Below are 25,881 nucleotides of genomic sequence, written 5' to 3'. Positions count from 1 at the left end.
GAACTGCGAAGCGGTCCTGGATGGCGGCTCGTGGGCCTTGCAACCACCTGGTGTCGTGGCGCCCGGCTCGCGGTCGATGGATCACGCTGCTTCAGCTCGCTCCTCCAGCGCGTTTGGATCGCTGATCGTGATCGAGCGCCCGCCGGGAAGACCAATCACCCCCGCGGTCTTCAACTTCGTCATCTGCCGGCTCACCGTCTCGATCGTGAGGCCGAGCACATCGGCAATCTGGCCTCGGGTCAGAGGCAAGTCGAAGGTGACCGGACCCGTCTCGGTCGCCCGGCATCCGTTCGACCCCGCACGCGCAGCCATGTCGAGCAGCAAGCCCGCGACCTTTTCTTCGGCCGACTTGCGGGCGAGCGAAAGCATCCGTCCGCGCGCATCGCTCAGTGCCTGGAGGGTACGCTGGAGCAGCAAGCGCTCCATTTGTGCATGATCTTCAAGCACCCGCTCAAACGACGCCCGAGGAAAGACGCAGAGTTCCGCATCGCTCAGCGCCGTGACGGTGAAATCCGCCTGGCCCGCATAGGGCTGGCCTACGAAATCGGCTGGATAGAGCAAGCCGACGATCTGCTCGCGTCCGTCGGCGGTAGAGGCGACCAGCTTGAGCACGCCCGACAGGAGATTGGCGCAGATCACGCTCTCCTCGCCCGCCCAGACGACGCTCTCGCCGCGATGGATGTGCCGGCGCTGGCCCAGCGTGTTCAGCGCACGCAACTCCTTGTCATCGAGGCTGCCGCACAGCGCCTGGTCGCGGACCGCGCAATCGGAACAGAGGTCGATGAAGGCCATGCGCCTGATATAGGCTGGTCGCTCGGATTTGTCGCCCCTGCGCGGAGTGCAGAGAGCCGGCACCTGCATGGCGCCGGCCCCTGCGTCCATGGCGCGTCAGCGTTTCGCGGGCGCGGTCCCGTCATCTTCGATCGGCAGATGGAATTCGTGCCAGATGCCGTTGAGGATGCCGAAGACGACCGCCAGGCCGACGCCGAGGACCCAGGTGAAATACCACATGGTGTTGCTCCGTCAGTAGAAGTCGGGGTTGGTGCGGACATCCTCGGCGGTCACCCGCCCGAACATCACCTTGTAGGCCCAGGCGGTGTACGCGAGCACGATCGGCAGGAAGACGGCGGTGACGAACAGCATGATGCCAAGCGTCTTGTGCGTCGAGGACGCGTTCCACACCGTGAGGCTGGAATGCGCATCGATGCTGGAGGGCAGGATGAAGGGGAACATCGAGCAGCCGACCGTCGCGATGATGCCGAGCGCCGAGGCCGACGAGCCCGCAAAGGCGAGCGGCTCGGTGCCGCGGCGAATACCGGCCCAGGCGAGCACCGCCCCGGCAAAGCCGAGCAGGGGTGCCAGGATCATCCATGGGTAGAGCGCGTAATTCGCCAGCCAGCCGCCGCGCACCGCTTCGGTGGTGGTGCGGAGCGGGTTGGACGGGCCGCCAGGGTCCGCCGCGCCGACGATGCGATAGCCGATGTCGCCATAGGCCACGAACACGAAGCCGAGCGCGAAGAGCAGCAGCGACGCCACCGCTGCGATGCTGCCGAAGCGGCGCGCGCGATCGTGCACGGCGCCGCGTTCGACCTTGATCGCGATCCAGGCCGCGCCGTGGAGCACCAGCATCGCCACCGACAGCAGGCCGCAGAGCAACGTAAACGGCGTGAACAGCCCGAGGAAGCTGCCCTCATAGAAGCTGCGCAAGTCGCTATCGAGCCGGAAGGGCGCACCCTGGAGCACGTTGCCGACCGCGACCCCGAACACCAGCGCGGGGACGAAGCCGCCGACGAACAGCGCCCAATCCCAGCGGCTCCGCCAGGCAGGGTCTTCCCGCTTGGATCGGTATTTGAAGCCGACCGGCCGCAGGATCAGCGCGGCCAGCACCACGAACATCGCAAGGTAGAAGCCCGAGAAGCTGACGGCGTAGACGAAGGGCCAGGCGGCGAAGATCGCGCCGCCGCCCAGGATGAACCACACTTGGTTGCCTTCCCAGGTGGGCCCGACGGTGTTGATCACCTGGCGCCGTTCGGCATCGCTGCGCGCCACGAAGGGGAGCAGTGCGGCGGTGCCGAGATCGAAGCCATCGGTGAGGGCGAAGCCGATGAGCAGGATGCCCAACAGCGCCCACCAGATGACGCGAAGCGTCTCATAGTCGAACATGGTCCGGTTTCCTTCGAACTGGAGGTCAGGCGGTCATCGGCGTGGCAGGCAGCGGACCCCAGCCGGGCTGGTCGTGCTCGCGTGCCTCCGGCCCGTGCTGGATCGCGGCCAGGATCAGCCGCACCTCGATCACGGCCAGCGCACCGTACAGCGCAGTGAAGCCGGCAATGGTGGTCCACAATGCGCCGCGGCTGAGCGAGCTTGCCGCCAGGAAGGTCGGCAGCACGCCTTCGATCGCCCAGGGCTGGCGGCCGAGTTCGGCCACGACCCAGCCGAGTTCCGTTGCGATCCACGGGAGCGGGATCGCCAGCACCGCCAGCCTCAGGAACCAGCGCGTCTGCATGTGCATGCGCAGCGAGCAGAGCACGAAGGCGACGGCGAACAACGCAATCATCGCGAAGCCGATCGCCGCCATGATGCGGAAGCTCCAGAACATCAGCGGCACGTTGGGCACCGTGTCCCATGCCGCGGCGCTGATCTGCTGCGGGGTCGCCGCCCGCGGATCCGGCATCTGCCGCTTGAGGAGCAGGGCATAGCCGAGGTCGCGCTTGTGCGCTTCGAACTGGGCACGGGCATCAGGGTCCTGCGGACTGACCTTCAGCTTCTCGACCGCGTCATAGGCGACTATGCCCGACGTGATCCGCTCCTGTGCCTTGAGCACCAGATCGGACATGCCGGCCACGGTGCCGTCCAGGCTCCGCGTGGCGATCAGGCCGAGCAGCCAGGGGACCTGCACTTCGTAGCGGGTGGTGCGCGCGACGGTGTCGGGCATGCCGAAGATGGTGAGGCCGGCGGGTCCGCGTTCGGTGTGCCAGGCTGCCTCGATCGCGGCGAGCTTCATCTTCTGGTTGTCGGTCAGCGCGTAGCCGCTTTCGTCGCCCAGGACGACCACGGACAGCGACGAAGCGAGGCCGAACGCCGCAGCAACGGTCATCGAGCGGCGGGCGATCGGGATGAAGCGTCCCTTGAGCAGCCAGAAGGCAGAGACGCCGAGCACCAGCACCGAGGCGATGACATAGCCCGCGCTCACCGTGTGGACGAACTTTGCCTGCGCGATCGGGTTGAACAGCACTGCGCCGAAATCGGTGACTTCCATGCGCATCGTGTCGGGGTTGAAGGTGGCGCCGACGGGGTTCTGCATCCAGCCATTGGCAATCAGGATCCATAGCGCCGACAAATTTGTGCCGAGCGCCACCAGGAAGGTGACGATCAGGTGGCCGAGCTTCGACAGCCTTTCCCACCCGAAGAACATGATCCCGACCATCGTCGCTTCGAGGAAGAAGGCCATCAGCCCCTCGATCGCCAGCGGGGCGCCGAAGATGTCGCCGACATAATGCGAGAAATAGGACCAGTTGGTGCCGAACTGGAATTCCATGGTCAGCCCGGTCGCCACTCCGAGCACGAAGTTGATCCCGAAGATCTTGCCCCAGAAGCGCGTGGCCACCCGCCAGACCGGGCGATTGGTCATCACATAGACCGACTCCATGATGACGAGCATGAAGGACAGGCCGAGCGTGAGCGGCACGAACAGGAAATGATAAAGCGCGGTCAGCGCGAATTGCAGCCGCGACAGGTCGATGACCCCGAGGTCCATTGGCGTTACTCCCCCGCGAGCCGGCGTTCCGGCTCCACGATGGCGGGTGACTAGGCCGCGCACGCGCCGCCAACATTGACCGCGGTCAAAGAAGTTCGGCGGCGGCCGCGCGAGAGCATGCTTATGACCGCCATCTCTCATGACAAAGCATCCGGGCGCGCACGGGCCGTGTGGCTGCGCGAGAGGGTGGGGCGCACCACCGGCGCCTCGACTCGTCTCCTGTTGCTCGACACGCTCGCGGCGATCGGCTTTGCCGGCGGCCTGGCGGGAGCGATCCCGGCGATCCCGGCGGGAACCGGGGCAGTGTTGCCGTGGGTCGCGCTGGTTGCGGCAGCGGCGGTCGCGCGGGGCGGGGCGGCGATGCTTTCCCTGCGCGCCGGGGCCGCGGGCGCCGAGCAGGCCAAGGTGGCGCTTCGCCGCCGCGTCGTCGCGGCGTCGCTGCGCCGGATGCCCGGGGCCGCGGTTCCGCCGGGCATTTGGGTCAGCGCGGCGGTGGACGAAGTGGACGCAGTCGACGGCTATGTCGCGCGCTTCCTGCCGGCCCGCAAAGCGGGTGCGATCGCACCGCTCATCGTGCTGGCGGCGACGGCCCTAGCGAGCCCGGTCGCCGCGGCGATCCTGGCGGCGACGCTGTTGCCCTTCATCGTCGCCATGGCGCTGGCGGGCGGCGCGGCGGCCGACGAATCGCGGCGGCAGTTCGAGGCGTTGGCGCGGCTTTCGGGCCGGTTTTCCGATCGGGTGCGGGCGCTGCCCGTCGTGCTGGCCTTCCGCGCGGAAGAACGGGAAGCGGATGCGATCGGGCGCGCTGCGGCGGAGGTCGCGCACCGGACGATGCGCGTGCTGCGCGTCGCCTTCCTGTCCTCCGGCGGGCTCGAATTCTTCGCGGCTTTGTCGGTCGCGCTGGTGGCGGTCTATTGCGGGTTCGCCCTGCTCGGGCTCTTGCCCTTTACAGCGCCCGAGCGGCTCAGCCTGGGTGAGGCATTCTTCGTGCTGGCGCTGGCGCCGGAATTCTATGCGCCAATGCGCCGCCTGGCCGCCGCCTATCACGACAAGCAAGCGGCCGAGACCGCGGCGGATCGCTTGATGACGTTGCCGGAGCCAGCTGCGGCTGGCTCCGCAATGCCACTCCCGGAACGCACAGCGATCGTGTTCCGCGATGTCACAGTCCGCTATCCCGGCAGCGATCTTGCGGTGGTTCACGGGCTCACGCTGGCGGTTGCGCCCGGGGAAACAGTGGCGCTGCTTGGACCTTCGGGAAGCGGCAAGACGAGCCTGCTGCACCTGCTGCTGGGGTTGGCGCCGCTTTCGGGAGGGAGCGTGGAGCTGGGCGGACGCCCGCTGGAGGAGTTCGGCAATGTCGCGGCGCTCGCCGCCTGGGCAGGGCAGCATCCGCTGCTGGTCACAGGGACGATCCGCGAGAACCTCCTGCTCGGCAACCCGGATGCTTCGCTCGAGGCGCTCGACCAGGCGGTGGCTGCGGCCGGGCTGGCGCCGATGCTCGCGCGTCGCCCGCAGGGGCTGGAGACGATGCTCGACGCGCGCGGCAGCGGGCTTTCGGGCGGCGAGCGCCGGCGACTGGCCTTGGCGCGGGCGCTGCTCAAACCGGCGCCGTTGCTCCTGCTGGACGAACCCACCGCGCATCTGGATCGCGATGCCGAAGCGGCGCTGATCGCCACGATCGCCGCGGCCTGTCGCGGTCGCACCACGCTCATCGCCACCCATAGTGCGGCGCTCGCCGCGATCGCGGATCGGGTCGTCCATTTGGGAGACGATGCATGACATTGGCGGAACTGATCGCCGTCGAGCGCCGCGCCGAGCTCCGCCGGCTGGCCCTCGCGGCGCTGTTCGCGGCGCTAGTGGCGGCGGCCTCGATCGTGCTGCTCGGGCTGTCGGGCTGGTTCATCACTGCCGCGGCGCTGGCGGGTGCGGCGGGGCCCGCGGTCGCCCAGTCGTTCAATTACATGCTGCCTTCCGCGGGCATCAGGCTGCTGGCGATCGTGCGCACCGGCGCGCGCTATGGCGAGCGGCTGGCGAGCCATGGCGCAGCATTCGGCGCGCTCGCCCGGATCCGGCCCGCGCTGTTCCGCGCCGTCGCCGCGACACCGGTTGCGCAGGCGCTGGCGCTGGGGCGCGGTGACGCTACCGCGCGGCTGATCGGCGATGTCGATGCCGTGGAAACCCGCTTCGTTCGGCTTTCGTCGCCCTGGGGACTCGCCGCGGGCCTGGGGTCCGGGCTCGCCTTGACCTGGCTCGGCGGGCTGGGCGCTGCCTGCAGCACTCTCGCTTGCCTGTCGCTGTTGCTGGTCGCGGGCGACTGGCTGGCGCGGCGAATGGAGGCTTCGGGACGCGCGGTGCAGCAGGCGGCGGGTGCGCTCCGCGAGGAAGTCGCGATGCTCAGCGACTCCGCGCCCGAACTGCGCTGCTTCGCCCTGGAGGATTGGGCGGCGGCTCGGATCGATGCGCGGAGCCGGGCGCTTGCCGCTGCCCAGCGCAATCAGGCGAGGGTCGGCGGATGGTTCGAATTGCTCCACGCCGCCGCGCTCGGGATTGCGGCGGCGCTCGCCCTGCTATTCTCGATCGGGAGCGGGCCGGCACTGGCGGCGCTCGCGGCTTTGGCCGCTGCAATGACGCTGGATGCGGCGGCGCCGGTGCTGCGCGCGATGGTCGAGCGCGGTCGGCTTCACGAGGCGGAGGCCCGGCTCGATGCGCTGCTGGGCGCCGCCCGACTTAGCCATGGGATTGCGGTGGCAAACATTCCGGATCTGCGGATCGGCGAGTGCTCGGTTTCGGTGGGCGAGCGGCTGGCGCTGGTCGGTCCTTCCGGCGCCGGCAAGACGAGCTTGGTCGAGGCGCTGCTCGGACTGCGTAGCGCTCGGCCCGGGCAGATTGCCATAAGCGGAGTCGATGTCGCGCAGGTCTCGCCCGATGCGCTGCGGCGCTGTTTCGCCTGGTTGCCGCAGGACGCGATGCTGCTGTCCGGCACGGTTCGGGACAACCTGTTGCTCGCCGCGCCCCAGGCCGAAGAGGCAGCGCTTCGGGAGGCGCTTCAGGATGCCGCGCTGGACCTAGGGCTGGACGATTGGATCGGCGACAATGGCGAGCGCTTGTCGGGCGGCGAGCGGCGGCGGCTGGCGCTGGCGCGGGCCTATGTCGCCCAGGCGCCGTGGCTGTTGCTGGACGAGCCGAGCGAAGGGCTGGATGCCGAGACCGAGGCGCGGATCGCGGCACGGCTGGAGGCGCGGCTGGCGCGGACGGGGCAGGGGCTGATCCTGGTGAGTCACCGGCCAAGAATGATCAACCTTTGCGGACGTCAGTCCACCGCCTCGTCGACGCTGACGGGGGTCGCGGGCCAATCCTGTCGCGTCTGAAAGCAAGTTGCCTGGGTCAGAGGCCGGCGAGCGTCCGCAAGCGCATGCGGTCGCGCAACTCGACCGTGCGGCCGCCCGGCAGCGCGATCGCGCCGGCCCGGCGCAGCGCGGTCATCTGGCGGCTGACCGTTTCGATCGTAAGGCCAAGTGCCTCGCCGACCGCGGCCCGGCCCATCGGCAGCTCGAAGGTCTCGGTACCCGCATGATGCTCCGCCATGTCGAGCAGGAAACCGGCGACTTTTTCCTGCGCATCCCTGCGTCCAAGCGTCAGGATCCAGCGCCTGGCGCGCGTGAGCGACGCCAATGCGGTGTGCAGCAGCACTCTTGCCGCCGGCGGATGCGTCTGCAGCAGCCATCGCAACTGCGCGCGGGGATAGACGCAGAGATCCGCGTCGGCGAGCGCGATCAATGATTCCGCGGCATGCTCGGCAAAGGGCTCGCCGACGAAGTCGCCGGGGAAGAGCAGCCCGACGATCTGCTGGCGGCCATCGGCTTCGTGGCGGACGATCTTGAGCGCGCCCGAGACCAATGTCGCGCAGAACGTGATCGGGTCGCCGGCCCAGATCAGAACCTGGCCCGCAGGCGCGCGCCGCCGCCGACCGATCGTGTGGAGCGATGCGATCCCGTCCCCGCCAAAAGCGCCGCACAGGCCCTGATCGCGCGCGCCACAGCTGGCGCATCGCACGGGCTCACACGGCATTGCTGAACCGGCCGGGGCCATGCTGGCGATAGTCGTCGAGCGTCGCGGCGATCGCGCGCGCATAAGGCAGCGCCCCGTCGCCGAGCTGGAGCCGCGTGCCCTGCCACCCCACCAGCCCCGCGGCTTCGAACGGCTCCAGCCGCAGTCGCACGGCATCGAGCCCGGCGACGGCGCCGAGTTCGGCATGCCCGGCGGTGAGGATGCCGACGATCGCATGCCCCCGCCTCCGGTCCTCGGCGGTGCGGTGGACGCCGCGCGCGGTGGCAAAACCCTGGTGCTCGATTGCGAGCCCATAGCGGCCGGTGTTCTTCTCGTTCTGGAGCAGCCGGTCTGGGAATTCGCTGATCGCGCTTGCGCCGAGGCCGAGCAGGATCGAGGCCTGATCCTCGGTGAAGCCCTGGAAGTTGCGGCGCAGGGTCCCGGCTTCGGCGGCAAGCGCAAGCGCGTCGCCGGGCACGGCGAAATGATCAAACCCCACGGCGCGATAGCCGGTGCCGGTCAACGTCTCGTAAGCAAGCGCCGCCTGCTCGAAGCGCTCCGCGGGGCCGGGGAGTGCCGTCGCATCGATCCGGCGCTGGCGCGCGATCAACTGGGGAACATGGGCATAGCCGAACACGGCGAGCCGCTCGGGCGCGAGCGCCCGAGCCTCGGCGAGCGTCTGCTCCAGCATCGCCGCGCTCTGGCCGGGCAGGCCGTACATCAAGTCGAAGTTGATCGAGGAGACGCCCGCCCGGCGCAGCAGCTCGGTGGTGCGCAGGATCTGCTCGGCGGGCTGTATCCGGCCGATTGCGGCCTGAAGCGCGGGATCGAAGGTCTGGACGCCCAGGCTGGCGCGCGTCACGCCGGTATCGGCCAGTGCCGTCGCCCAATCGGCATCGAAGCCGCGCGGATCGATCTCGACCGAGAGCACGGCGTCCTGGCAGCGGAAGCGCTGGACCAGTTGATCGACGAGCCCCACGAAGGCCACCGGCGCTATCGCATTGGGGCTGCCGCCTCCGAAGGCTATCCGCCCGATCCGCCCACGCGCGCCCAGCCGGCGGGCGACCAGGTCGATCTCCTCGCGCAATCGCTCGAGATAGGCAGTCAACCGCCCGCTGCGATTGGCGGCACCGGTATTGCACCCGCAATACCAGCATATCTCGCGGCAATAAGGGATGTGGACGTAAAGCGAGACGGTGTCGTCGAGGTCGATCAGATCGAGTGCGGCGCCAAGATCCTCTGGGCCCACCTGCTCATGAAACTCCGCCGCGGTCGGGTAACTGGTATAGCGCGGCACCGGCCGGGCAAGCAGATCGGAGTGATAGGTCCACATGCATGCTGGATGCGCCCGCCGCCCCCTGGCCTCTTTGATCCCCGTCAATCCTGCGCTTGGCCGCGGTCAATGTTTGTCGGCCGGCCGCCGCCTAGGCCGCCCCCAGACCCGAACAAAGGAGCAAGGGGAATGAACATCTTCCGAATCGGCGCCGGCCTGATCGGCGCGGTAGCGGTCATGGCGGCGATGCCCGCCTGCGCGCAGAGCGAAGCGCGCACCGGCATCCAGGCCGGCGACGTGCTGCTGCGCGCCCGTGCCATCCTGGTCGCGCCGAACGAGCGCTCGGGCGACATCCTGCCGGCCTTCCCCGGCGAGAAAGCGAGTGTGGACAACAGCGCCATGCCCGAACTCGACCTGACCTATATGGCAACCGACCATATCGGCTTCGAACTCATCGCCTCGACCACCAAGCACAGCGCCAGCGGACGGTCGGGAACGACCGGATCGATCGGCAAGCTCGCCTCCACCTGGGTACTGCCGCCGACGCTGACCGCGCAATACCACTTCAATCCGCAAGGCGCGGTTCGGCCATATGTCGGCGCGGGCATCAACTACACGGTCTTCTGGGACGAGAAGGCGTCGGGCGGGCTCGAAGCCGCAGTCGGCAAGACGCGCGTCCATATGGACGATAGCGTCGGTTGGGCGGGGCAGATCGGAGTCGACCTGGACTTGACGCCCAGGCTGTTCCTCAACCTCGACGTCAAATATATCGATATTGACACCGCTGCCCGGCTGCGCACCACGGCGGCAGGAACCCAGTCGGTGATGCTGCATCTCGATCCGCTGGTGTTCGGGGTCGGGTTGGGCTTGCGGCTTTGAAAGAAGCGGCGACGGTTCCGGGTCAATACCAGCGCGCAGCGATCCCTATTGCCGGGCCGATGTCTAACGCTGGCTTGCATTTTGTCGTGCCGGGCGCCGCTTCCGATGCAGGATGATTGTCAGGTGCACGGCGAACGAGGCTCCGGGTCAACTTGCTGCCAATGCGACCGGACAGGCGGGCATCAACGCGGAGGCGATCCTGTCCCTGTCCGGCGCACCAGCATTGCTCACTGCGCGCGCGGTATTTTTCGGCAGCCTGGATCGCAAAAAACCGATGATTGGATGAACTTGGGTGATCGCCCCACGCGAGGAAAGATGACGGCGGAGCGCAAGCTCCGCCGTTTCGCCTCCATCAGCCATTTACGCCGCAGCGTGCCAGCTTCGCCGCATAGCCGGGCTGCTTGAGCATGGCGGAGATCGCTTCGAACGGCCGATTGGACGCGATCAGCCTTGGACCTTTCGCCGCCAGGGCCTGATAGGCACCCGCGTCCGCGGACGTTCTGTATACCGCGTCGGGGGACTGCGGCCCGCCATAGGATCCGGCCAGCGCCGTCGCGCCGAGCGCCTCGAGCTCGGGAATCATCCCAGCGTCGGCGCGATCGGGGCGGACCATCGCGAGCAGCTTGTCGCCGACCAACCCCGCGGTCTTCGCCGCTTCGAGCCCGGCGCGATCGAACACCGGCAGCGCGACCACGGCATCGGGCAGCAGCTTGCGTAAGCCCAGCGCCTGCTTGATCGTATAGGCCAGGTACATCACGCGGCCCTCTGCGCCCGCCGCGCGCACCGCCTGGACAAGCAGTTCGGGATCGGTAGCGGGCTTGACGTCGAGCAGCAGCAGCGCTCGGCCATCGGCCCATTTCAGCGCGTCGGCGAGCAGCGGCGCGGTGTAGCCGGTGGGCTGGCCGGTTTGGTCGCGCAGCTTGAGCGGGGCGATCTGCGCCCAGCGCATGTCGCGGATCGTCCCATAGCCGACCATGTTCCGCTCGAGCACCGGATCGTGGTTGAGGAACAGCTGGTCGTCGAAGCTCTGCTGGACGTCGATCTCGAGGAACACGGGGATAAGCCCCGCAGTGCGCTCGAACGTGGCGAGCGCGTTCTCGGGAAACTCCGGGATCGGCCCGCCGCGATGCGCGCCGATCAGCGGCACGCGCTCGTTGCGCAGGCAGGCGAGCAGCTTGGGAATGCCGGCCTGCGCCGCCCGGGCGATCCCCGCCGCCGTCGGGGCCTTTGCCGGACCGGAAAGCGCCGGACCGCTCAGGATCGTGGAACCGGCGGCGAGCGCCAGAAACAAGGATTTCATGATCATATCTCCTGGGTTTCGGATCAGAACTTCAGGCTGACGCCCGCGAAGAAGCGGCGGCCGACCACGTCGTAGAGGTTGGAATCAGTGGCGGCCTCGCCGGTCCACACCGGGGGCTGCTTGTCGGTCAGGTTGAGGATGCCGAGGCGAAAGCCCATCGTCGGGCTGATCGTGAACCGCGCGTTGGCGTCGAAATAGCTCACCGCTGCCACGCCGGGCGCGGTCGCGCCGGAGATGCCGACATTGGCCGCGTTCGACATCTTGTCGATCCAGCGCCAGCGCAGGCTGAGGCCGAAGGTGCCGCCGTCGTAGGAGAGGTTCGTCACCGTCCGCCAGCGCGGATGCGAGATCGAGCCCGAGCTGATCTGGCCGTTGCCGATCGTGCCTGCATATTCGGTGAACTTCGCGCCCTGCAGCGACTGAATTGCATATTTGTCGACATAGCTGGCGAGCAGGTTGACGCCGATCCGGCTGCTATCGGCGATGCGTGCCGACCAATCGAGCTGAACGTCGACGCCAGCGGTCTGATAGCCGGCAAGGTTGAGCAGCGGGGTGTCGATGATCGCCAGACCGCCCGACGGGCCGCGCTGGATCAGCTTGCAGTAGAAGTTGCCGGGATCGTAGTTCGGGTTCGAATCCCCCGCGCCGTTGAAGCAGCGCTGGCTGATGACGTCGCCGGTGATGAGCCCGACGGCATCCTTGATCTTGATGTTGAAGTAGTCGACCGACAGCGAGACGTTCGACAGCAAGGACGACTGCCATTGCGGGCGAAACACCAGGCCGACCGTGTAGGTGTCTGACGTCTCTTCCTTGAGGTTGCGGTTGCCGCCGACGTTCGACTGGACCGACGTGCCCGAGAAGCGATGGAGGTCGACCACCGATTCCGGAATGCCGGTGGCGATGCACAGCGCGCGGACCTTGGCGGCGTTCGGGCCGGTGCGATAGGTGCCGCTGATGTCGCACGGATCCCCGAGCCCGGCCGAGATCCGGCCCACCGTGGTGCCGCTCTGCTCGACCGGCTGGAACAACTCGCCGACCGAAGGCGCGCGGATCGCGCGTTGATAGCCCCCGCGCAGGCTGAGCGAGCGGGTGAACTGCCAGTCGCCGCTCAGCTTGTAGGTGTGGACGCCGCCGACGGTGTCGTAGTCGGCATAGCGATAGGCGGCATTCAGATCGAGCTTATGGATGAACGGCAGGTCCGCGAGTACCGGTACGAGCAGCTCTGCATAGGCTTCCTTGCTCTCGGTGCTGCCTTCGGTGGGGTTGCTCACTGCCGCGGCGAGCACGGTGGCGTTGATCCGCTGCGCATCGGGCGAATAGCTGTAGCTGTTCTTGCGATAGGCGAGGCCCGCGGCGAAGCGCAGGTCGCCCGCGGGCAGCTTGAACATGCGCCCCTGGAGGTTGGCTTCGACGTTGGTCTGCTTGAGCGTGCTCGTCTCGTGCAATTCGCGCAGCATGTAGTCCAGGCAGTCCTGTGACGGACGGTCGAGCACCAGCGGGTTGAGCCCGCCCTGGCAGATGCTGACGCCGCCGTCCCGCGCCTCGATAAGCGACAGATAGGCGGCGCGATCGACATAGCCGGCAAGCTTCGAATCGAGCTTGGACCGGCCGGCCGACGCCGAAATGTCCCAGGTTCCGTCGATCGCGGCGACCGTGCCGCGGACGCCGCCAAGCACCTGCGACACGTCATAGGTCTGTTCGGCAATATCCGGCGAGAAGCGGCCAGTGTTGAAGTAGAGCAGCAGCGGCGCGGTCGGGTTGGGACGCGAGGCCGCGATCGTGCGGAGCGCCTGCGGGATGAATGGGTTGGTCACTGGCAGATACACGTCGCGCGTGATCGCTTGGTTCTTGCCATAACCCGTCTGGTTGTTCTGGTAATGCGCGTAGTTGAACTGCGCATAGGCTTCGATATCGTCGGTCAGCTTGTAGTTGATACGCCCGAACACCGTCTCGCGCTCAAGCGGCTGCTGGAGGGGCGCGGCCTCGCCGAGCGGCACTGCGACCTGGCCGTTCGACGTGATGACATAGGGCCCGTTCTGCGGGAATTTAAAGTTGTAGACCGGAGTCAGCGTGAACAGCGTGCCATCGGGGTTTACGCTGTACGCCGAGGCGCGCGACAGCGTGGTGGTGACGCCATATCCCTGGAACACCTGGTTGACCGCCGCCTGAGTGGGCAGATTGGTGGCGACCGCATAGATCAGGCCGCTCGGCAGCACCGACGTGATGCCTCCATCCTCGAAGAACTCGCGGCTGCCGCGATCGACACGCTTGCGATCCATGTAAGTGGCGGAGATCACCGCATTGCCGCGGCCATCGCCGAAATTCCCGCCGATCGTCCCGGCGAGATTGAGGTTCTGCCCGTCGCCGCGCTCGCTGACGCCGTAATCGGCGTCAAGCGCTACGCCCTGGAAATTGCGCTTGAGCCGGAAGTTCACCACCCCGGCGATCGCGTCCGAGCCATAAGCGGCCGAGGCGCCGCCGGTGATCACTTCGACATTCTCGATCAGCGCACTCGGCACCGAATTGAGATCGACTGCGCCGAGCGGATCCCCGGGCTGGAGCCGGCGGCCGTCGAGCAGCACCAGCGTACGCGACGGGCCGAGCCCGCGCAGGTTGAGCGTCGCGCGGCCCTGTGCGGCCTGCCCGCCAGAGGTCGAGCCGGAATCGGGGGTGAGCTGGGGCAGCAGGTTGAGCGTCGCTTCGAGCGTCGCCGGGCCGTTCGAGCGGATCAGCTCCTCGCCGACGGTAACGATCGGGCTGTCGGCCGAATAGTCCTTTCGCGCGATGCGCGATCCGGTGACGGTGATTTCCTCGGCTGCGTCGCCGCTATCGGCAGGCGTTTCCGGCACGTCCTGCGCAAAAGCGCTGGCGGACCACAATAGCGCGATCGCCGTTCCGGCGAAAAGCGCGACCCTCTTGTCGTTCTTCATGATTCACTCCCGTGTTGTTGAAGTCGATGGAATGCGGACGCAAGCAGCCACCCGGGAAAGCGCGTGCGATCCCGGCTGCAGAGATTGGGGTGGGCAGGTCAGCCCCGGCGGATGGGCTGGACGCCGCCTCCCTCGCCGGGGAGGATGTGGAAGCTGGCGATCGTCCGGACGCTGTGCTCGCGGCGCAGCACCGTGGACACCGCGACGAGATCGACCTGCGCCGCCTCGCGGCCCAGCGTCACCAGGGCGAAGCCCTTGGCGATCTGGTTGCAATAGAGCACTTCGTCGCTCGCCTCGGCCATGGCCGGGCCGATATCGAACCCGCCGAGCAGATCGCCCAGGCTCGAGCTACTGATCGCCGTGGTGCCGATCTCGGCGGCGATCCGCTTGCCCGGCGCGCCGCTCAGTTCGTTGACCCAGAAGGCGTGGCTGTCGCCCGAGAGCACCAGCGGGGTGGCGCCGGGCTGGGCGAGCATCGCATCCATCCGTTCGCGCGCCGCGGGATAGCCGTTCCAGCTGTCGAGCCCCGAAGGCAGCGCGTTGCCGGCCTTGACCACCGCCTCGACCGCGCTGCGAATCCCCGTGGGAAGCTCGGCGCGCGCCGCTTGCCAGCGTTGCTCGCCCATCGCGGCGATTACGTCGGGGAGCGCGGTGCGCGCCATCACGACCTGGTTGCCGATCACTTGCCAGCGCTTGCCGGCGCGGACCGAGCCGGCGATCTTGTCGCGCAGCCAGCCTTCCTGCTCGGCGCCGAGCAGCTGGCGGGCTGGGTCGGCGAGCTTGCGCTTGAGCGCGGCGACATCGGGACGCACGGCGTAAGGTGCCGGCGCCTTGCCGCCTTTCGCCTCGGCGAGCACGCGCGCGACGATCGCGGCGTCGATCACTTGCTTCGGCGCGGCGGGATCGCTCATGTCGAAGACGATGCGCGGCGCGTCCTCGGGGTTGCCCACGCTGAGCTGGCGGCTGCGTGCGAGCAGGCGGCTTTCGAGCATCACCAGCGTGGCGAGGTCGCCCAGCTCGAAGCTGCGGTTGATCGCCTCGAACGGCCGGCCGGCCTCGGGATCGCGGATTGGGATCCACTCATAATAAGCCCGCACCGCCGCGGTGCGCCGTGCGGCCCAGTCGCCTTCGTTCGGCTGGTGGTTCTGCGCGCCGCCCTGCCAGGCGTCGTTGGCGGTTTCGTGATCGTCCCACACGCAGATCCACGGCGCGCGGGCATGCGCGGCCTGAAGATCGGGGTCGCGCCGGTAACACGCATAGCGTTCGCGATAGTCGGCGAGCGTGATCGTCTCGTTCGCCGGAGTGGGAATGCGGCCGATCTTGAGCCCCACGGACATGCCCAGCTCGATGGGCGCGGTGCCGTAATCGTAGATATAGTCGCCGAGATGGAGGACCAGATCGACCCGCTCGAGCCCCGCGATCGCGCGATAGGCATTGAAGAAGCCGGTCGAATAGAAGGAGCAGGAGGCGACGGCGAGGACCATCTCCTTGGTCCCGCGGCCCTGCGGCAGCGTCGCGGTCTGGCCCGCCGGCGAGGTCGCGCCGCCGCTGCGGAAGCGGTAATGGTAGCGCGCACCGGGCTTGAGGCCGCCCGCATCGACCTTGACCGTGAAGTCGCGCTCGGGGCCGGTCTGCACCGTGCCGCTGCGCACGATCCGCGCGAACGCCGCGTCGCTAGCGACTTCCCACTGCACCGAGACCGGCGCGGCATTGCCGTCCGCCGGCGTGACGCGCGTCCACAGGATCACGCGATCGGCCAGTGGATCGCCCGAGGCGACACCGTGCGCGAAGCTAATCGAGGTACCAGGTCCGGCATCGGCCATCGCCAGGCCGGGAGTTGCAAGGGCAGGTGCGCCGAGCGCAGCCGCGCCCAGGGCGCGCACGAGGGCGCGCCGGTCGAGGTCGTTCATAACCGGACTCCGTGATATCGGATTGTTTGATGGTCGTGCGGACGACGCAGCAAGGCGCCGCCGCGGTGAGGTCACCGCCGCGTATCTATGATCATCTGCGCCCCTGATTGTTTTTTCTAATTACGATGCGAGTCCGTATCGGAATTATGTGACAGATTGGTGTTGTTTCGACATCAAAATGGATGCGAGGATATCGAAATGCATTCTGAGGCTCTAGACGGTGCCCGCCGGCGCGGACGCCCGCGCAATGCGGACCTCGACGACGCAATACGCGAGGCGGCATGGGCGTTGATCGCCAATGTGGGATGCGAGGCACTGACCTTCGAAGCAATCGCGCAGGCGGTGGGCTGCAGCCGATCGACGCTGTATCGCCGCTTCGCGACCAAGGCGGACATGGTTTCGCATATGCTCGACGAGACCGCGCGCTCGTTCGCGCCGCAGTTGCCGCCCGATGCGCCGCCGCGGGAGCTGCTGCTCGCGCATGCCGCGACCTGCTCGCGAATGTATGCGGGGAGCCGGGGCGGCGCGTTGCTCCACATCGCCGCGGCCGCCCGGCGCGATGCGACGATCGCCAGGGCATTTGACGCGCATCAGGGACTGGTCGCGCCGCATTACCGCGCGCCGCTGCGTCTCCTGGCAGCCGAGGCGTGCGACGCGTCACTGGACTTCGCCTTGCAGACGCTAATGGGCAGCGTCGTGCATCATGTCGCTACGCGCAGGCACAAGCTCTCCGCGCTCGAGATTGAGAGGCTCGTCGACGCTGCAATTAGCCTCGCCAATGCATGAGCTCGCGACCTTCCAGTCCAAGAAGTTTCTGGAAGAGCATCTTGGAAGATTATGAGGATAGCAACCGGCCATCTTGAGAGGCCTATTGGTGCAACACAATCGCGCGTGGGGTCGATGCCCATGTCCTGACACTCCGGCGCATGCTGGGGCTTTGCCTCACCGGGCGGTTCCCCGGAGCGCTCTATCCGCCTGAGTTCGGCCTGCCGCGGTGACTGGAGATACTACGTGTCGGCGATGCAATCGCGGCGGGCGCATCCTATCACGAAATGGCAGTCGCCCTTTATGGCGAGGAGCGGGTCCGCGCTGAATGGAAGGGACGCTCCAATTTCCTGATGTCGGGTGCCCGCCGGCGCGCGGAGGACGCTGCGCGCATGGCGGTTGGAGGCTGGCGAGCACTGTTGAGGAGTTGAGTCACAGTGCGGACTCGGTGCGCGCGTCGGAGCGGTGCTTGCAGGCTTCTGGCCAAATCCCGCCGTTCCGCAATGCGCCCAATAGTCGTCGTTCGCCCTGCCTCGCGGTGATCCCGAAAGCTGCCGCTCGTCCACGATGTGATGCGTGGATCGTCACGTCGTCCTGCGGCGGCAGAGGGGCACGAGGACAAGTATCGCGCCTGCGGGCAGATCGGCGCCCCATTACCACATGCCGGCCAGGCTATCGGCCGAGAGGGCCGTAGAGAGCACCACCCATTGCTCAGGCTCGCTCGGCTCCGACGGCGCAAACCTCAGGAGTGCAAAGCGGCGCCACCTCTCGACCCTTGCTCGGCGCCCGCGGCGGTCGACCGCTTCCGCCCCGCTGATCTCGATGACACGTGCCGTGGCAGCATCGTAAGGCTCATCATCCACGAGCATCACCCAGCGCCCATCCAGCACGAGGCCCGGCGTTACCCCATCGACGTGTCGAGCTGATCGCTCATCAACCCCGAGCTGTTCCAGTTCGGCTACGCTCAAGGCCCAAGCGGGTGCCGGCTTCATTTGGCCGGCGATGAGGTCCAACATCATCGTGTTATCCTCCTGTGAGCCCGTTAGAGTACAACTCGCTGTGAGGCGCTGTTTAGAACATTAGGGGAACGATTGCGAATCCTAGGGGCTGGCCGTAGTCTACTCTGCTACTCTCCCAATGCCGGTAAACTGAGGTTTCGATGCCCGATCCAAATCACGCTGCAAGCTACGAAGACAAGTTCGAGTTGGTCCGGAAGTTGGTCGTGCAAACCGCCGACGGGCTGGCCGAAAAGGCACCGGGCCGAAAGCTGACGGCCGATGACATGGTAGACGTCTGGGCCATGGCGCTTGGTGCGCTCGTCGCGAACGATAGCAATCTGAAAACCCCACGCGACTTCCGATTAACCGCGGAGACCGTGGCGGCGCATATCAACAAGCACGCCAAGGAGTTCAGGAAGCTGCAGGATGAAGAAGGTGGCGCGAGCACCTTCCAGCTGTTCCTCGCCTCGGCCCAGCTTGAGCGTCCCGCCCGCGGAAGCTCGTCGCACTGAGATGTGCAATCGGCCCGAAGTGGTCGACCTCCACGACACAAGAAGCTGGCGAAGGTGAGATGCGGTTCGAGGTGACAGGCCAACGCCTGTTCGCCACCGCCGACTTCTGGCAGCGGGGCTGGCAGCCGGGGTTAAGCTGGGCGGAGGGATGAGGTTATGGCTGAACACGTCGACCGCGAAGAATGGGAAGCCCTTCGGTTGCTCAACCGCGAGTCCGGCGCGGCGCCTGGTCCTTCGATGGTGGACCATCTGCAACGCCGGGGCCTAGTTGATGGGCAGCTTCTGGTGACTGATACAGGGCGGGCCTCACTCGAAGAGTATGCGGGCGCCTATCCGGAGCGGCAGGTGCGTCGAACCTTCATCGGGAGCGGACGCAGATGACCCTGATCGACCGCGCAGTCGCAGCGCTCATCGCGGACCTGCATCGGCAGGAGGACACTTCCGGATGCGTTGCTGAGGACAACGGCTCGCTGGCTCGGGTCGACGCCAGCTTCAAGGTTGAGCCTCTGGTCCGTGCGGTCATCCTTACGTTGCGCGAGCCGACCGAAGCCATGGAACAGGCTTGGGCTGGGAACTCGCCCGGGGGATCAACTGCACGGCGCGACTGGCAAGCGATGGTTGACGCACTGCTGGCGGAGCCTGCCCCCGGTGGCAACCTCGACGACTTTATCGACGGCGCGAGCAAGGGGGATGACCCCGGAAGAGAAGCGCCTGGCCGAAGCGCTCGCCGTCGAGCGCATCCACGGCGACAAGGCAGTGGAGTTCATCGCCAGCCCGGTGCGCGAACTGGCGCTTGTCGGCGACGAAGCGGGCGTCGAGCGGTGGCGCGAGATCGCCGCCGCCTATGACTTTCTGAACCCGCCCAGCCCCTTGGTTCAGTAAAGCAGGCGTTCGTAAGCCAAAGCCATGTCCATATGCGCCCGGAAAGCTCTCATCGTCCGCGATCGCATTGCTGCCAAGCGCTCACCGGCGGCGCGCTTTAGAAGGTAATCACGATCGTCCACGGTCGTCTCCATCTGACCGCGAAACTATACCTTACGATATATGAATGAGCACATCGGGACTTTCCCGGAAGCGGCGGATCAGATCGGTGGTTGTGTTGCTATCTCGCTCTTCACCGAAAGCGCCTGCCGCCGCGAAATCCCCTCGCCGCGCTCGGCCATACGCTCCCAGTTTTCGGCTGCGTGAATGCAGCGCGCACGAACATTCACCAGCGTAGCGGCTTCAGCGGCGGCGCGCTGTTCGCGCGCACGTTCACGGTAAAACTCAGGACCTTCAGCCATTCACCCCTCCATCGTCGCACCAACGTACTCCGCTGGAAAACGTTGCGGTCGTCGGAGTGCAGTGCGGGCAGTCCGCAGGATAACATAACCTAGGCACGTGCTTCCCGCGGCCCTCGATCAACCGCTCGAACAACGTCCCGGATACGGGAAAAAACGGAATGTTTACCGTGGCTTCTTGAGAGCTAGGGGGGGCTAGTTCGCTGGAGTTGACGCGTGATCACTATCTCAAGCGCAGCCTCGCTCGTTGAGTGCGAATCTGACCCCGAACCGCAGGCATCCCTCAGGGGCTTGCGGAACGGCGCAATCTTGTCATTGTTGATGTGGGCTGCGATTTTCACAGTCGCGTTTTGATGGGCTGAAAGAGGGCGCAATGAGCTTTCTTTGTCGCTGGGGGTTTCACCGCTGGCTTTGCAGAGAAGCAACTGCTCGTTCGGGGACCTTCGTCTTTCGCTGCATTCGGTGTTCGCGTGTGGTGGTCAAACATAAGCGGCGTAAAGCGCGCGTCGACTCTTCACAGCATTGAGGTCTGATTAACCGACTCGCCTTGACTCCCTTGCGCGGGTCGCTCGGTGCTTAGGTCGGGGCTGTCACTACGGAGCCCCCGACCTCGGTACGCCATATTCATGCTTTGTCGCAGTCGTGCTGCTCAGGCTGATCCACCTGTGTTGCCGGTCAATCTGGCTTCTTAAGCGTAGGCCCGATGCCGCCGCTTTTCCCAAGGAAAATAAAGCGCCCCGCTTCGAACTTGCTTAGGAGCAGGTAGGCTAGGAAGGGGGCGAGCAGCCCCAAGATAAAAATAAGGGGCTCAGGCGCCACATGCCGGAGATGCACCACGAAGAAGAGGTGCAGGAACATGATGACCAGCGCAGCGCGCCCCAGGGCCGAAGCGGCCCGGTTAATGGCCTGGCGCGAGGCCAGCGCCTGAGCAGCGCGCGTCAGTGCCGCAATCGCCCCAAGAGCGACTAGCGCACTCACGACCGGCCACCCGAACTGCATGTACTTCATGTCTATTGCAGGCACAAAAGCAGCCGCGGCGAGGAACACGGCAAGCCCGACGGCCCATCCCCGTCCTGGCCACGCAGCGGGCTGCGCTGCCCGGCCGGCCCAGAAGAACGCGAGTGCTTGAGGCACCTGGCCGCTACCGAGCGGCGAGGGGCCTGCCGGCAGCAGGAAGCTGAGCAGATACAGGGCTACGACGACGGCAATCGTCGCGGGCTTGAGCGGTCCACCGCAGGCCTGCTCAGCCGCGGCATAGGCGAGCGTAGTCAGGAATAGGCAGGGTACGAACCACGCCACGCCTTGGGACCCGGTCAGCAGTGACCCGCCGAATGCAAGGCTGCCGAAGAAGCGGCTGTACGGATGAAGGGGGAGCGTGTGGATGTTGTCGAACTTGAACGCGACCAAGTCGAGGGCGGTGACCAGCAGGAGGAAGGCGACATAGGGAATGAGGAGCGACCGGACGCGCTTCTTCGCCAGGACGCGGAAAGGCTCTGGCCTAAAGAGGAAACCGGAGAGAAAAAAGAACAGTGGCATGTGGAAGAGGAAGATCACGTGATGCGCCGCGGGCGCACTGAACACGTGCCCCGCAACCACAAAAATGATGCCGACGCCTCGGAGTGCGTCGATCCACTCGACGCGGTTTTCTGATCGCTCCCTTTCGCTCACCCGGGCGAGGGTAAGATCCTCTTCGTCCGGGGTCTATGTTCTTTCGCGGCTTTAGACGTCAGCTCCGGCCGCTTTAGCAAGCCGCCGTGCGCTGTTGGCGACTACGTTGCTCATCAGGTCGTTCATCCCATTGCCCTCGTAGAAGACCTCGATTTTTCGCGGACCAGGCACGGACGACGCGTCCAGGCCGTAGAGCCGGAGGTCCCCATCTGGGACGCCAGCAACTGCCGCGTTTCCGGGCGTCGACTGAACGCCGTTGGTCCAGACCTCCGCCGAGGTTCCCCCGGTGCGGCGGAAGTGCCGCTTGCCGACAGCTGTAGTCGCGACAGTGCCCCCAACGTGGGTGACGCCCTGCAGCTGCACCGCGCACTTGTCGTCTGTGCCGCGGATCCGGATGGCAAAAGGCTGGCTTGCTGAGCTGACGAAGCCCGCGTCCCAACCATCACTTCGGCCCTCGCCGCTGTTGATCAGCCCCAGCCCGCTTGCCGTTCCGGTCATCGGCGAGCGCGGAGTATAGCCCGTGAGGGTGACGTAGCCCGGACCGCCGGTGCGAGGGAACCCGACGCCGCGTACCCATGTGCCAAAGCCGCCGACCGGCGCCAGGGGCTGATCATACGCGGCGGTCACTGAGAATCGGGAGAAGCGCTCAACGAGGACTGCTCCGACATCGGCCTGGACGCCATTATCGTAGATCCCGTCGAAGAACTCATCCAGCGAACGCTTGTCGTCGTCGTTGTCGAGCGTGGGGTCACGCGCGATCGCCAAAGCGGTTTGAGGGTGGATGCCAGACCTCTTCGTTTCGATGAGGCCGCCCGCGCCCCAGGCGAACAGTTTGCAGATGCCACCATGCATGTTGAGGCTCGACGCGCCGGCAGTGTTCCCGACCGGCGGGGACATTGCAGCCTCGGCAAAGACCATCCGCAGGTTCGGGTGGCCGTCCTTGACCATCATCGCGCGGTCATAGGGCAGCAGGCTCTTCGAGGTGAGTTGCTTGAGCCGGGCCGAGCTCCAGGCGCCGCCCGGAGACCGGACTGCCCTAATCATATCGCCAGCGCGACCCCATCGGTTGGCGAAGGTGGGCACACCGGCATAGAAGACCTCAATGCTGCCGTCGGGCGCCTGTCCGACCGCCACGGCCGTGTATCTGCCATTCGCCCGGACGCTGCTGACCCGCTCTGGAGGCCCCCAAACCTTTGCAGCCATGTCGAACTTCCGCACGATCACGTTCCTGGGATCGGCAAGCCCGTCGGCGGCCGACACATAGTCAAGGTAGGCGCACCAAATGTCTCCGGCGCGGTCGACGCAGAAGTGTGCGTGTCCGCTCCATGCTCCAGCTGCCGATTGGTCGATCTCGCGATAGTAGGTGTCGAGGATTGCCTTGTCCGTAAGCGGAAGCGTGTCCGTCCGGGTGCCCGCTAAGTTGCTGACCTGGTGCGGAGCGTCCTTGTCGAACACGATAAAATATTGGTCTCGCCGGGCCGTGTCGTCATAGTTCGCCCACTGCAGGAGCTTGATGATCTTCCGACCGCGCTCGGCCGCTCCGAACTGGTAGACGCGCGCGTCCGTCCCAAATTCGATGCAGCTCTCCTCGGTCGGAGCGGTTGGCGTCATGGTGGCGCCGCTGACGCTTGTGAAACGGTAGCGGACGAGCGGCATGGTATTTGGCTGGCTGCCACTCTGCTTGCGAGCGAACAGCCAAAGGCCGGCATCAACGCCGACCGGGTTCGGGTAGGATAGGCTCGCGCCGAGACTCCCGTGCGAGGTCCAGGCGGTATAGTCGTTCACGGCGTTGCTGCGCGAAATCCGGATCGCCGTGGCGTGTGCATTGCCGAAGGACCAGAACCGGCCATCGGGCGCACGCCAGAGCGCCGCGATCAGATGGTCTTCGTTTGCGATCGCGTTGCTCAGCTCCAGATTGTAGGTGCCCAAAACCGCACCAGTTGCCGCGTTCACCGCAAGGAGCATTTGGCGGCGGGAAGAGGCTGCCTGCTCGATCTCATAGCAGATCAGCGTCGTGTTCAGATCGGCATAGTGGACTGCCGAAGGCTCAATTACGTGGCCGTAAAAGACCGACGTCGCTCCATTGCTGATCAGGTAGTCCGGACCGGTGTATGGCGTGCGCGGTGGTGATGACGCGCCGCCTGCTGCAGCCGCACGGACCGACGAAGATACGCCGAGCCGGAATAGCCCAAGAGCGAGGCTCATGAGCACCACCCTTCTGGACAGCAAGTACGCCATAACACTGCCCATACGACGAGAGCCAGGATTGGCCCAGAGAGGAAGCACCCCAATGCCACGGAGAGACGTTGTGGCTCCGCACCGGAAGATACGCCCATCATGCGTCCATCACAGCGATCTTCTCTCCGGCCCTGGCGGCAGCGAAGTCTCGGGTCCGCCCGTCCAACAGGATGCGCTGTGGGCTCTTGGCGTCGGGAGCATCGCCGAATGCTATGAACACCGCGCCGCCTCGAGCAGTCACCGTCCGGACTTCCGACGTGCTCCCCGTGAGGGTGCCGCCGGCAAGGGAGCTGGCGCTGGTCAAGGTCTCCGACGCCCGCGGTGAGGAGGCAACAAGCGGAAAGTCTGCCGACATGATCCCGCGCTTCACGATGGAGCTGAGTTCTACGTGCACAGTGGCCATGGTCGCTTTGGAGGAAAGGCGCTTGATCAGCGCCGGCAGATCGGAGGGGTGGTTCCGGTCGCGAACAGCGCCGCAGTGCAGTGCCGCTCCAGCTTGAAGCCGGCAGCGCGGTTGTTCGCGCGCTCGACGGCGCAGACCGCTTCGGCGTAGCGCTCGAGCGCCTCGTCCAGCCAACCCTTGTCGATGGTGACCCAGTGCACGCCGGGCGCTTGGTACTCAAGCGGCTCCTTCTTCTTCGGGCTTGTCTTCATCCAAGCTCCCGCCGCGCGCCTCCTCAATCCGGGCCATGCTCAAGTCGGTGAGGATGTTGTTGATCTCGGCATCGACCCGGGCGCGCAGCTTGGTGTCGCCCTTGGCGACCTCCGCGCCGACTGCTGCAACTGGGCCACGATCATCACGATCACGCCCGCGCCGGCGGCGACCAATGTCGGGAAGGGAAGCCAACTCCTTGGGGCGCTCGGCATTGTCCATCGCCTTGGCGTCTGCCTGCTCTTTGGCGAGGCGGGCCTGTTGCTGTTCCTTGTCGAGCGTGTCCGGATCCTGCTCCGCCACGCCGTATTCATCTGCGCCCAGGCTTCGATGTTCTCGAATAGCGATGCGCCGTGGGCGGGCAGGTCGCCCTTGGACCTGAGCTCGCCAACGCAGCGGCTGGACCAGCCGAACAGGGCGGCAAGCTGCGGCCGCGTGGGCTCATCGAGGTCGATCTGCGCCACTTCCCTGCTCCAGGTGGTTCAAAGCCGCAGAAAGCCGCCGTTTCTGGGGTCAGGGAGGAAGAACTATAGGCGATCTCGCGCCTAGCAACTTTCTGCGCCTTTGCCCCCGTATAGCTCAGGCGGCCCGGAAGGACCCAGGCGGCGCCCTGCATGGGGCGCTTCGGGCTCGTGCCTGAACAGCGGCCCAATTGGAGTATGCATCCGCCGTGAAGGAACTCGGCGGGCAGTCCCGCGAGCAGATACCGACATGTCACGGCGGCATCCCTTGTGGGAAGAGAGACCGCGATATGTTCACATCTTCGCAACGCATGTAATTTCGGAGAAATCACTTCTGAGCCACCGTGACTCATCCCGAAGCTTAGGCCTGCGGGTGGGGTTTCAGATGCTGCTGCGACCAAGTCACTCACCCCCCTAGGCGGCCGACCGGCATCTGAACTCCCCAAGGTTCCTCCAGGTAGTCTTGCTTTCTGCAGCAGGTGCACCCGCGCCATCACACATCCCTGTTCCATGGGTGTCTGGGCTGGTCGCCCGTCCGTCGCGCCTCGATGGGCGCCGCGTGTCCGAACTGCTCTGCGGTGACGATCTTGTCGCACGTCCCGCAGAGGTTCTCGGTATTTTCGTCGGTGTCAGGTCCGCCGAGGGCCAAGGGGATGATGTGGTTCACGATCGCCGCTAGGGGTAATGCGGCCAAGGCCGAAGCCATCCCAGCGGTTCAGCTCGGCGCAGCTCTCGCATAGGCCTTCGGTGCGTTCCAGCCGGCGCTTGCGCTCCCGCTGTCCTGCCCGCCCACGCTTGCGCTCAACCATGGCCACGCACATGGTGCGATCGCGCCGGCTTCATGAAGCCGAAGGCGGCCTCGTGTACGTCGTGAGCGATCTGCTCTAGGCGCTGGGTGATCGTCAGGAGCGCGGGCGTGGCTGCCATTGTGCCCCCGATAAATGTTGAAGACACAACTGGTTAGAGCGGATCGAACCCAGAGGCCGTACGTTAGCGCGCTCGGTCCGTTGGACGGCGAAGGATCGCATCATGCCGGATGGGTTCTATGTGATTATCGCGCTACTCGTGATCCTATTGCTGATCGGCGCTATAGCGTCCGCGAGAAGCATGAGGCGAAGGGCCGTACGCCAAGGACGAACCGGAGATCGGCTCGCGCCTCGCACACCGCCTGAGCCTTGAGACGCGGGCCGATACCGTCCCTTCCAAAATGC

24 protein-coding genes are annotated in these 25,881 nt (G+C 66.2%); 8 read left to right on the top strand and 16 right to left on the bottom strand.

The features are described from left to right. Positions 1-81 precede the first annotated feature (81 nt). From LZ586_RS10455 to LZ586_RS10440, 4 genes are all read right to left on the bottom strand, one after another. Positions 82-792, bottom strand: a complete 711-nt coding sequence (locus LZ586_RS10455) for a Crp/Fnr family transcriptional regulator (protein WP_235076240.1) — start codon at positions 790-792, stop codon at positions 82-84. Positions 793-888: 96 nt separating this feature from the next. Beyond that, the gene (cydX, locus tag LZ586_RS10450; protein WP_235076239.1) at positions 889-1,011 is read right to left on the bottom strand and encodes a cytochrome bd-I oxidase subunit CydX; all 123 of its coding nucleotides are present in this window, start codon (positions 1,009-1,011) and stop codon (positions 889-891) included. 12 nt (positions 1,012-1,023) lie between these two features. Beyond that, positions 1,024-2,163, bottom strand: a complete 1,140-nt coding sequence (gene cydB, locus LZ586_RS10445; protein ID WP_235076238.1) for a cytochrome d ubiquinol oxidase subunit II — start codon at positions 2,161-2,163, stop codon at positions 1,024-1,026. 25 nt (positions 2,164-2,188) lie between these two features. Further along, positions 2,189-3,757, bottom strand: a complete 1,569-nt coding sequence (locus LZ586_RS10440; RefSeq protein ID WP_235076237.1) for a cytochrome ubiquinol oxidase subunit I — start codon at positions 3,755-3,757, stop codon at positions 2,189-2,191. Between the two features lie 123 nt (positions 3,758-3,880). On the opposite strand from LZ586_RS10440, the gene cydD reads away from it, so the two are divergent. Continuing rightward, positions 3,881-5,536, top strand: coding sequence for a thiol reductant ABC exporter subunit CydD (gene cydD / locus LZ586_RS10435; RefSeq protein ID WP_235076236.1), 1,656 nt, complete (start codon positions 3,881-3,883; stop codon positions 5,534-5,536). Beyond that, on the top strand, positions 5,533-7,125 hold the full coding sequence (locus tag LZ586_RS10430; protein WP_235076235.1) for an amino acid ABC transporter ATP-binding/permease protein: 1,593 nt from the start codon (positions 5,533-5,535) through the stop codon (positions 7,123-7,125). The genes cydD and LZ586_RS10430 overlap by 4 nt, the downstream gene beginning before the upstream one ends. Positions 7,126-7,141: 16 nt before the next feature. Here LZ586_RS10430 and LZ586_RS10425 read toward each other — a convergent pair whose 3' ends face one another. Beyond that, the gene (locus tag LZ586_RS10425; protein WP_235076234.1) at positions 7,142-7,810 is read right to left on the bottom strand and encodes a Crp/Fnr family transcriptional regulator; all 669 of its coding nucleotides are present in this window, start codon (positions 7,808-7,810) and stop codon (positions 7,142-7,144) included. Between the two features lie 4 nt (positions 7,811-7,814). After that, the gene (hemN, locus tag LZ586_RS10420; protein ID WP_235076233.1) at positions 7,815-9,137 is read right to left on the bottom strand and encodes an oxygen-independent coproporphyrinogen III oxidase; all 1,323 of its coding nucleotides are present in this window, start codon (positions 9,135-9,137) and stop codon (positions 7,815-7,817) included. 129 nt (positions 9,138-9,266) lie between these two features. On the opposite strand from hemN, the gene LZ586_RS10415 reads away from it, so the two are divergent. Continuing rightward, positions 9,267-9,956, top strand: coding sequence for an OmpW/AlkL family protein (locus LZ586_RS10415; protein ID WP_413777282.1), 690 nt, complete (start codon positions 9,267-9,269; stop codon positions 9,954-9,956). Between the two features lie 352 nt (positions 9,957-10,308). Here the strand turns inward: LZ586_RS10415 and LZ586_RS10410 are convergent, their stop codons facing one another. The 3 genes from LZ586_RS10410 to LZ586_RS10400 form a co-directional block, all read right to left on the bottom strand. After that, positions 10,309-11,256, bottom strand: coding sequence for a glycerophosphodiester phosphodiesterase family protein (locus LZ586_RS10410; protein WP_235076232.1), 948 nt, complete (start codon positions 11,254-11,256; stop codon positions 10,309-10,311). Positions 11,257-11,279: 23 nt separating this feature from the next. Next, positions 11,280-14,186, bottom strand: coding sequence for a TonB-dependent receptor domain-containing protein (locus LZ586_RS10405; RefSeq protein ID WP_235076231.1), 2,907 nt, complete (start codon positions 14,184-14,186; stop codon positions 11,280-11,282). A gap of 98 nt (positions 14,187-14,284) precedes the next feature. Next, on the bottom strand, positions 14,285-16,096 hold the full coding sequence (locus tag LZ586_RS10400) for an alkaline phosphatase D family protein (RefSeq protein WP_235076230.1): 1,812 nt from the start codon (positions 16,094-16,096) through the stop codon (positions 14,285-14,287). A gap of 198 nt (positions 16,097-16,294) precedes the next feature. Here LZ586_RS10400 and LZ586_RS10395 point away from each other — a divergent pair, with 198 nt between their 5' ends. Beyond that, positions 16,295-16,882 (top strand): TetR/AcrR family transcriptional regulator, encoded by a 588-nt coding sequence (locus tag LZ586_RS10395; protein WP_235076229.1) that lies wholly within the window; start codon positions 16,295-16,297, stop codon positions 16,880-16,882. A gap of 212 nt (positions 16,883-17,094) precedes the next feature. After that, positions 17,095-17,292 carry a DNA -binding domain-containing protein gene (locus LZ586_RS18300; RefSeq protein WP_413777339.1) on the top strand — a complete coding sequence of 66 codons (198 nt, stop codon included), beginning with the start codon at positions 17,095-17,097 and terminating at the stop codon, positions 17,290-17,292. A 222-nt stretch (positions 17,293-17,514) separates the two neighbouring features. On the opposite strand, the gene LZ586_RS10390 is transcribed toward LZ586_RS18300, so the two are convergent. Beyond that, positions 17,515-17,880 carry a hypothetical protein gene (locus LZ586_RS10390; protein WP_235076228.1) on the bottom strand — a complete coding sequence of 122 codons (366 nt, stop codon included), beginning with the start codon at positions 17,878-17,880 and terminating at the stop codon, positions 17,515-17,517. 140 nt (positions 17,881-18,020) lie between these two features. Between LZ586_RS10390 and LZ586_RS10385 the strand changes: the two genes are divergently transcribed. The 3 genes from LZ586_RS10385 (at position 18,021) to LZ586_RS10375 (ending at position 19,253) form a co-directional block, all read left to right on the top strand. Continuing rightward, complete coding sequence (locus LZ586_RS10385) at positions 18,021-18,371, top strand: hypothetical protein (RefSeq protein WP_235076227.1); 351 nt, start codon at positions 18,021-18,023, stop codon at positions 18,369-18,371. A 156-nt stretch (positions 18,372-18,527) separates the two neighbouring features. Further along, positions 18,528-18,752, top strand: coding sequence for a hypothetical protein (locus LZ586_RS10380; RefSeq protein ID WP_235076226.1), 225 nt, complete (start codon positions 18,528-18,530; stop codon positions 18,750-18,752). A gap of 309 nt (positions 18,753-19,061) precedes the next feature. Next, positions 19,062-19,253: a DUF6961 family protein gene (locus LZ586_RS10375; RefSeq protein WP_235076225.1), complete on the top strand. Its 192-nt coding sequence runs from the start codon at positions 19,062-19,064 to the stop codon at positions 19,251-19,253. A 200-nt stretch (positions 19,254-19,453) separates the two neighbouring features. Here the strand turns inward: LZ586_RS10375 and LZ586_RS10370 are convergent, their stop codons facing one another. From LZ586_RS10370 to LZ586_RS10345, 6 genes are all read right to left on the bottom strand, one after another. After that, on the bottom strand, positions 19,454-19,654 hold the full coding sequence (locus LZ586_RS10370; RefSeq protein ID WP_235076224.1) for a hypothetical protein: 201 nt from the start codon (positions 19,652-19,654) through the stop codon (positions 19,454-19,456). A gap of 672 nt (positions 19,655-20,326) precedes the next feature. Beyond that, a complete protein-coding gene (locus LZ586_RS10365; RefSeq protein WP_235076223.1) occupies positions 20,327-21,319 on the bottom strand; it encodes an acyltransferase family protein in 993 nt (330 codons plus the stop codon). Positions 21,320-21,370: 51 nt separating this feature from the next. Continuing rightward, a complete protein-coding gene (locus LZ586_RS10360) occupies positions 21,371-23,524 on the bottom strand; it encodes a BNR-4 repeat-containing protein (RefSeq protein WP_235076222.1) in 2,154 nt (717 codons plus the stop codon). A 462-nt stretch (positions 23,525-23,986) separates the two neighbouring features. Further along, complete coding sequence (locus LZ586_RS10355; protein WP_235076221.1) at positions 23,987-24,211, bottom strand: hypothetical protein; 225 nt, start codon at positions 24,209-24,211, stop codon at positions 23,987-23,989. Then, on the bottom strand, positions 24,177-24,512 hold the full coding sequence (locus LZ586_RS10350) for a hypothetical protein (protein WP_235076220.1): 336 nt from the start codon (positions 24,510-24,512) through the stop codon (positions 24,177-24,179). The genes LZ586_RS10355 and LZ586_RS10350 overlap by 35 nt, the downstream gene beginning before the upstream one ends. 651 nt (positions 24,513-25,163) lie before the next feature. After that, positions 25,164-25,337: an HNH endonuclease gene (locus tag LZ586_RS10345; RefSeq protein WP_235076219.1), complete on the bottom strand. Its 174-nt coding sequence runs from the start codon at positions 25,335-25,337 to the stop codon at positions 25,164-25,166. Positions 25,338-25,881: the final 544 nt, after the last annotated feature.

This window comes from Sphingomonas sp. S2-65 (genome assembly GCF_021513175.1).
GTDB lineage: Bacteria > Pseudomonadota > Alphaproteobacteria > Sphingomonadales > Sphingomonadaceae > Sphingomonas.
Note: the sequence above shows the minus strand (reverse complement) of the source record. Positions and strands in the feature narration are given on the sequence as shown.

Bases quoted from the DNA above. Each gene is read 5' to 3' on its own strand.
- LZ586_RS10455 (WP_235076240.1), bottom strand. From the start codon at position 792: ATGGCCTTCATCGACCTCTGTTCCGATTGCGCGGTCCGCGACCAGGCG.
- cydX (WP_235076239.1), bottom strand. From the start codon at position 1,011: ATGTGGTATTTCACCTGGGTCCTCGGCGTCGGCCTGGCGGTCGTCTTC.
- cydB (WP_235076238.1), bottom strand. From the start codon at position 2,163: ATGTTCGACTATGAGACGCTTCGCGTCATCTGGTGGGCGCTGTTGGGC.
- LZ586_RS10440 (WP_235076237.1), bottom strand. From the start codon at position 3,757: ATGGACCTCGGGGTCATCGACCTGTCGCGGCTGCAATTCGCGCTGACC.
- cydD (WP_235076236.1), top strand. From the start codon at position 3,881: ATGACCGCCATCTCTCATGACAAAGCATCCGGGCGCGCACGGGCCGTG.
- LZ586_RS10430 (WP_235076235.1), top strand. From the start codon at position 5,533: ATGACATTGGCGGAACTGATCGCCGTCGAGCGCCGCGCCGAGCTCCGC.
- hemN (WP_235076233.1), bottom strand. From the start codon at position 9,137: ATGTGGACCTATCACTCCGATCTGCTTGCCCGGCCGGTGCCGCGCTAT.
- LZ586_RS10415 (WP_413777282.1), top strand. From the start codon at position 9,267: ATGAACATCTTCCGAATCGGCGCCGGCCTGATCGGCGCGGTAGCGGTC.
- LZ586_RS10410 (WP_235076232.1), bottom strand. From the start codon at position 11,256: ATGAAATCCTTGTTTCTGGCGCTCGCCGCCGGTTCCACGATCCTGAGC.
- LZ586_RS10405 (WP_235076231.1), bottom strand. From the start codon at position 14,186: ATGAAGAACGACAAGAGGGTCGCGCTTTTCGCCGGAACGGCGATCGCG.
- LZ586_RS10400 (WP_235076230.1), bottom strand. From the start codon at position 16,096: ATGAACGACCTCGACCGGCGCGCCCTCGTGCGCGCCCTGGGCGCGGCT.
- LZ586_RS10395 (WP_235076229.1), top strand. From the start codon at position 16,295: ATGCATTCTGAGGCTCTAGACGGTGCCCGCCGGCGCGGACGCCCGCGC.
- LZ586_RS10390 (WP_235076228.1), bottom strand. From the start codon at position 17,880: ATGATGTTGGACCTCATCGCCGGCCAAATGAAGCCGGCACCCGCTTGG.
- LZ586_RS10385 (WP_235076227.1), top strand. From the start codon at position 18,021: ATGCCCGATCCAAATCACGCTGCAAGCTACGAAGACAAGTTCGAGTTG.
- LZ586_RS10380 (WP_235076226.1), top strand. From the start codon at position 18,528: ATGGCTGAACACGTCGACCGCGAAGAATGGGAAGCCCTTCGGTTGCTC.
- LZ586_RS10375 (WP_235076225.1), top strand. From the start codon at position 19,062: ATGACCCCGGAAGAGAAGCGCCTGGCCGAAGCGCTCGCCGTCGAGCGC.
- LZ586_RS10370 (WP_235076224.1), bottom strand. From the start codon at position 19,654: ATGGCTGAAGGTCCTGAGTTTTACCGTGAACGTGCGCGCGAACAGCGC.
- LZ586_RS10360 (WP_235076222.1), bottom strand. From the start codon at position 23,524: ATGAGCCTCGCTCTTGGGCTATTCCGGCTCGGCGTATCTTCGTCGGTC.
- LZ586_RS10355 (WP_235076221.1), bottom strand. From the start codon at position 24,211: ATGAAGACAAGCCCGAAGAAGAAGGAGCCGCTTGAGTACCAAGCGCCC.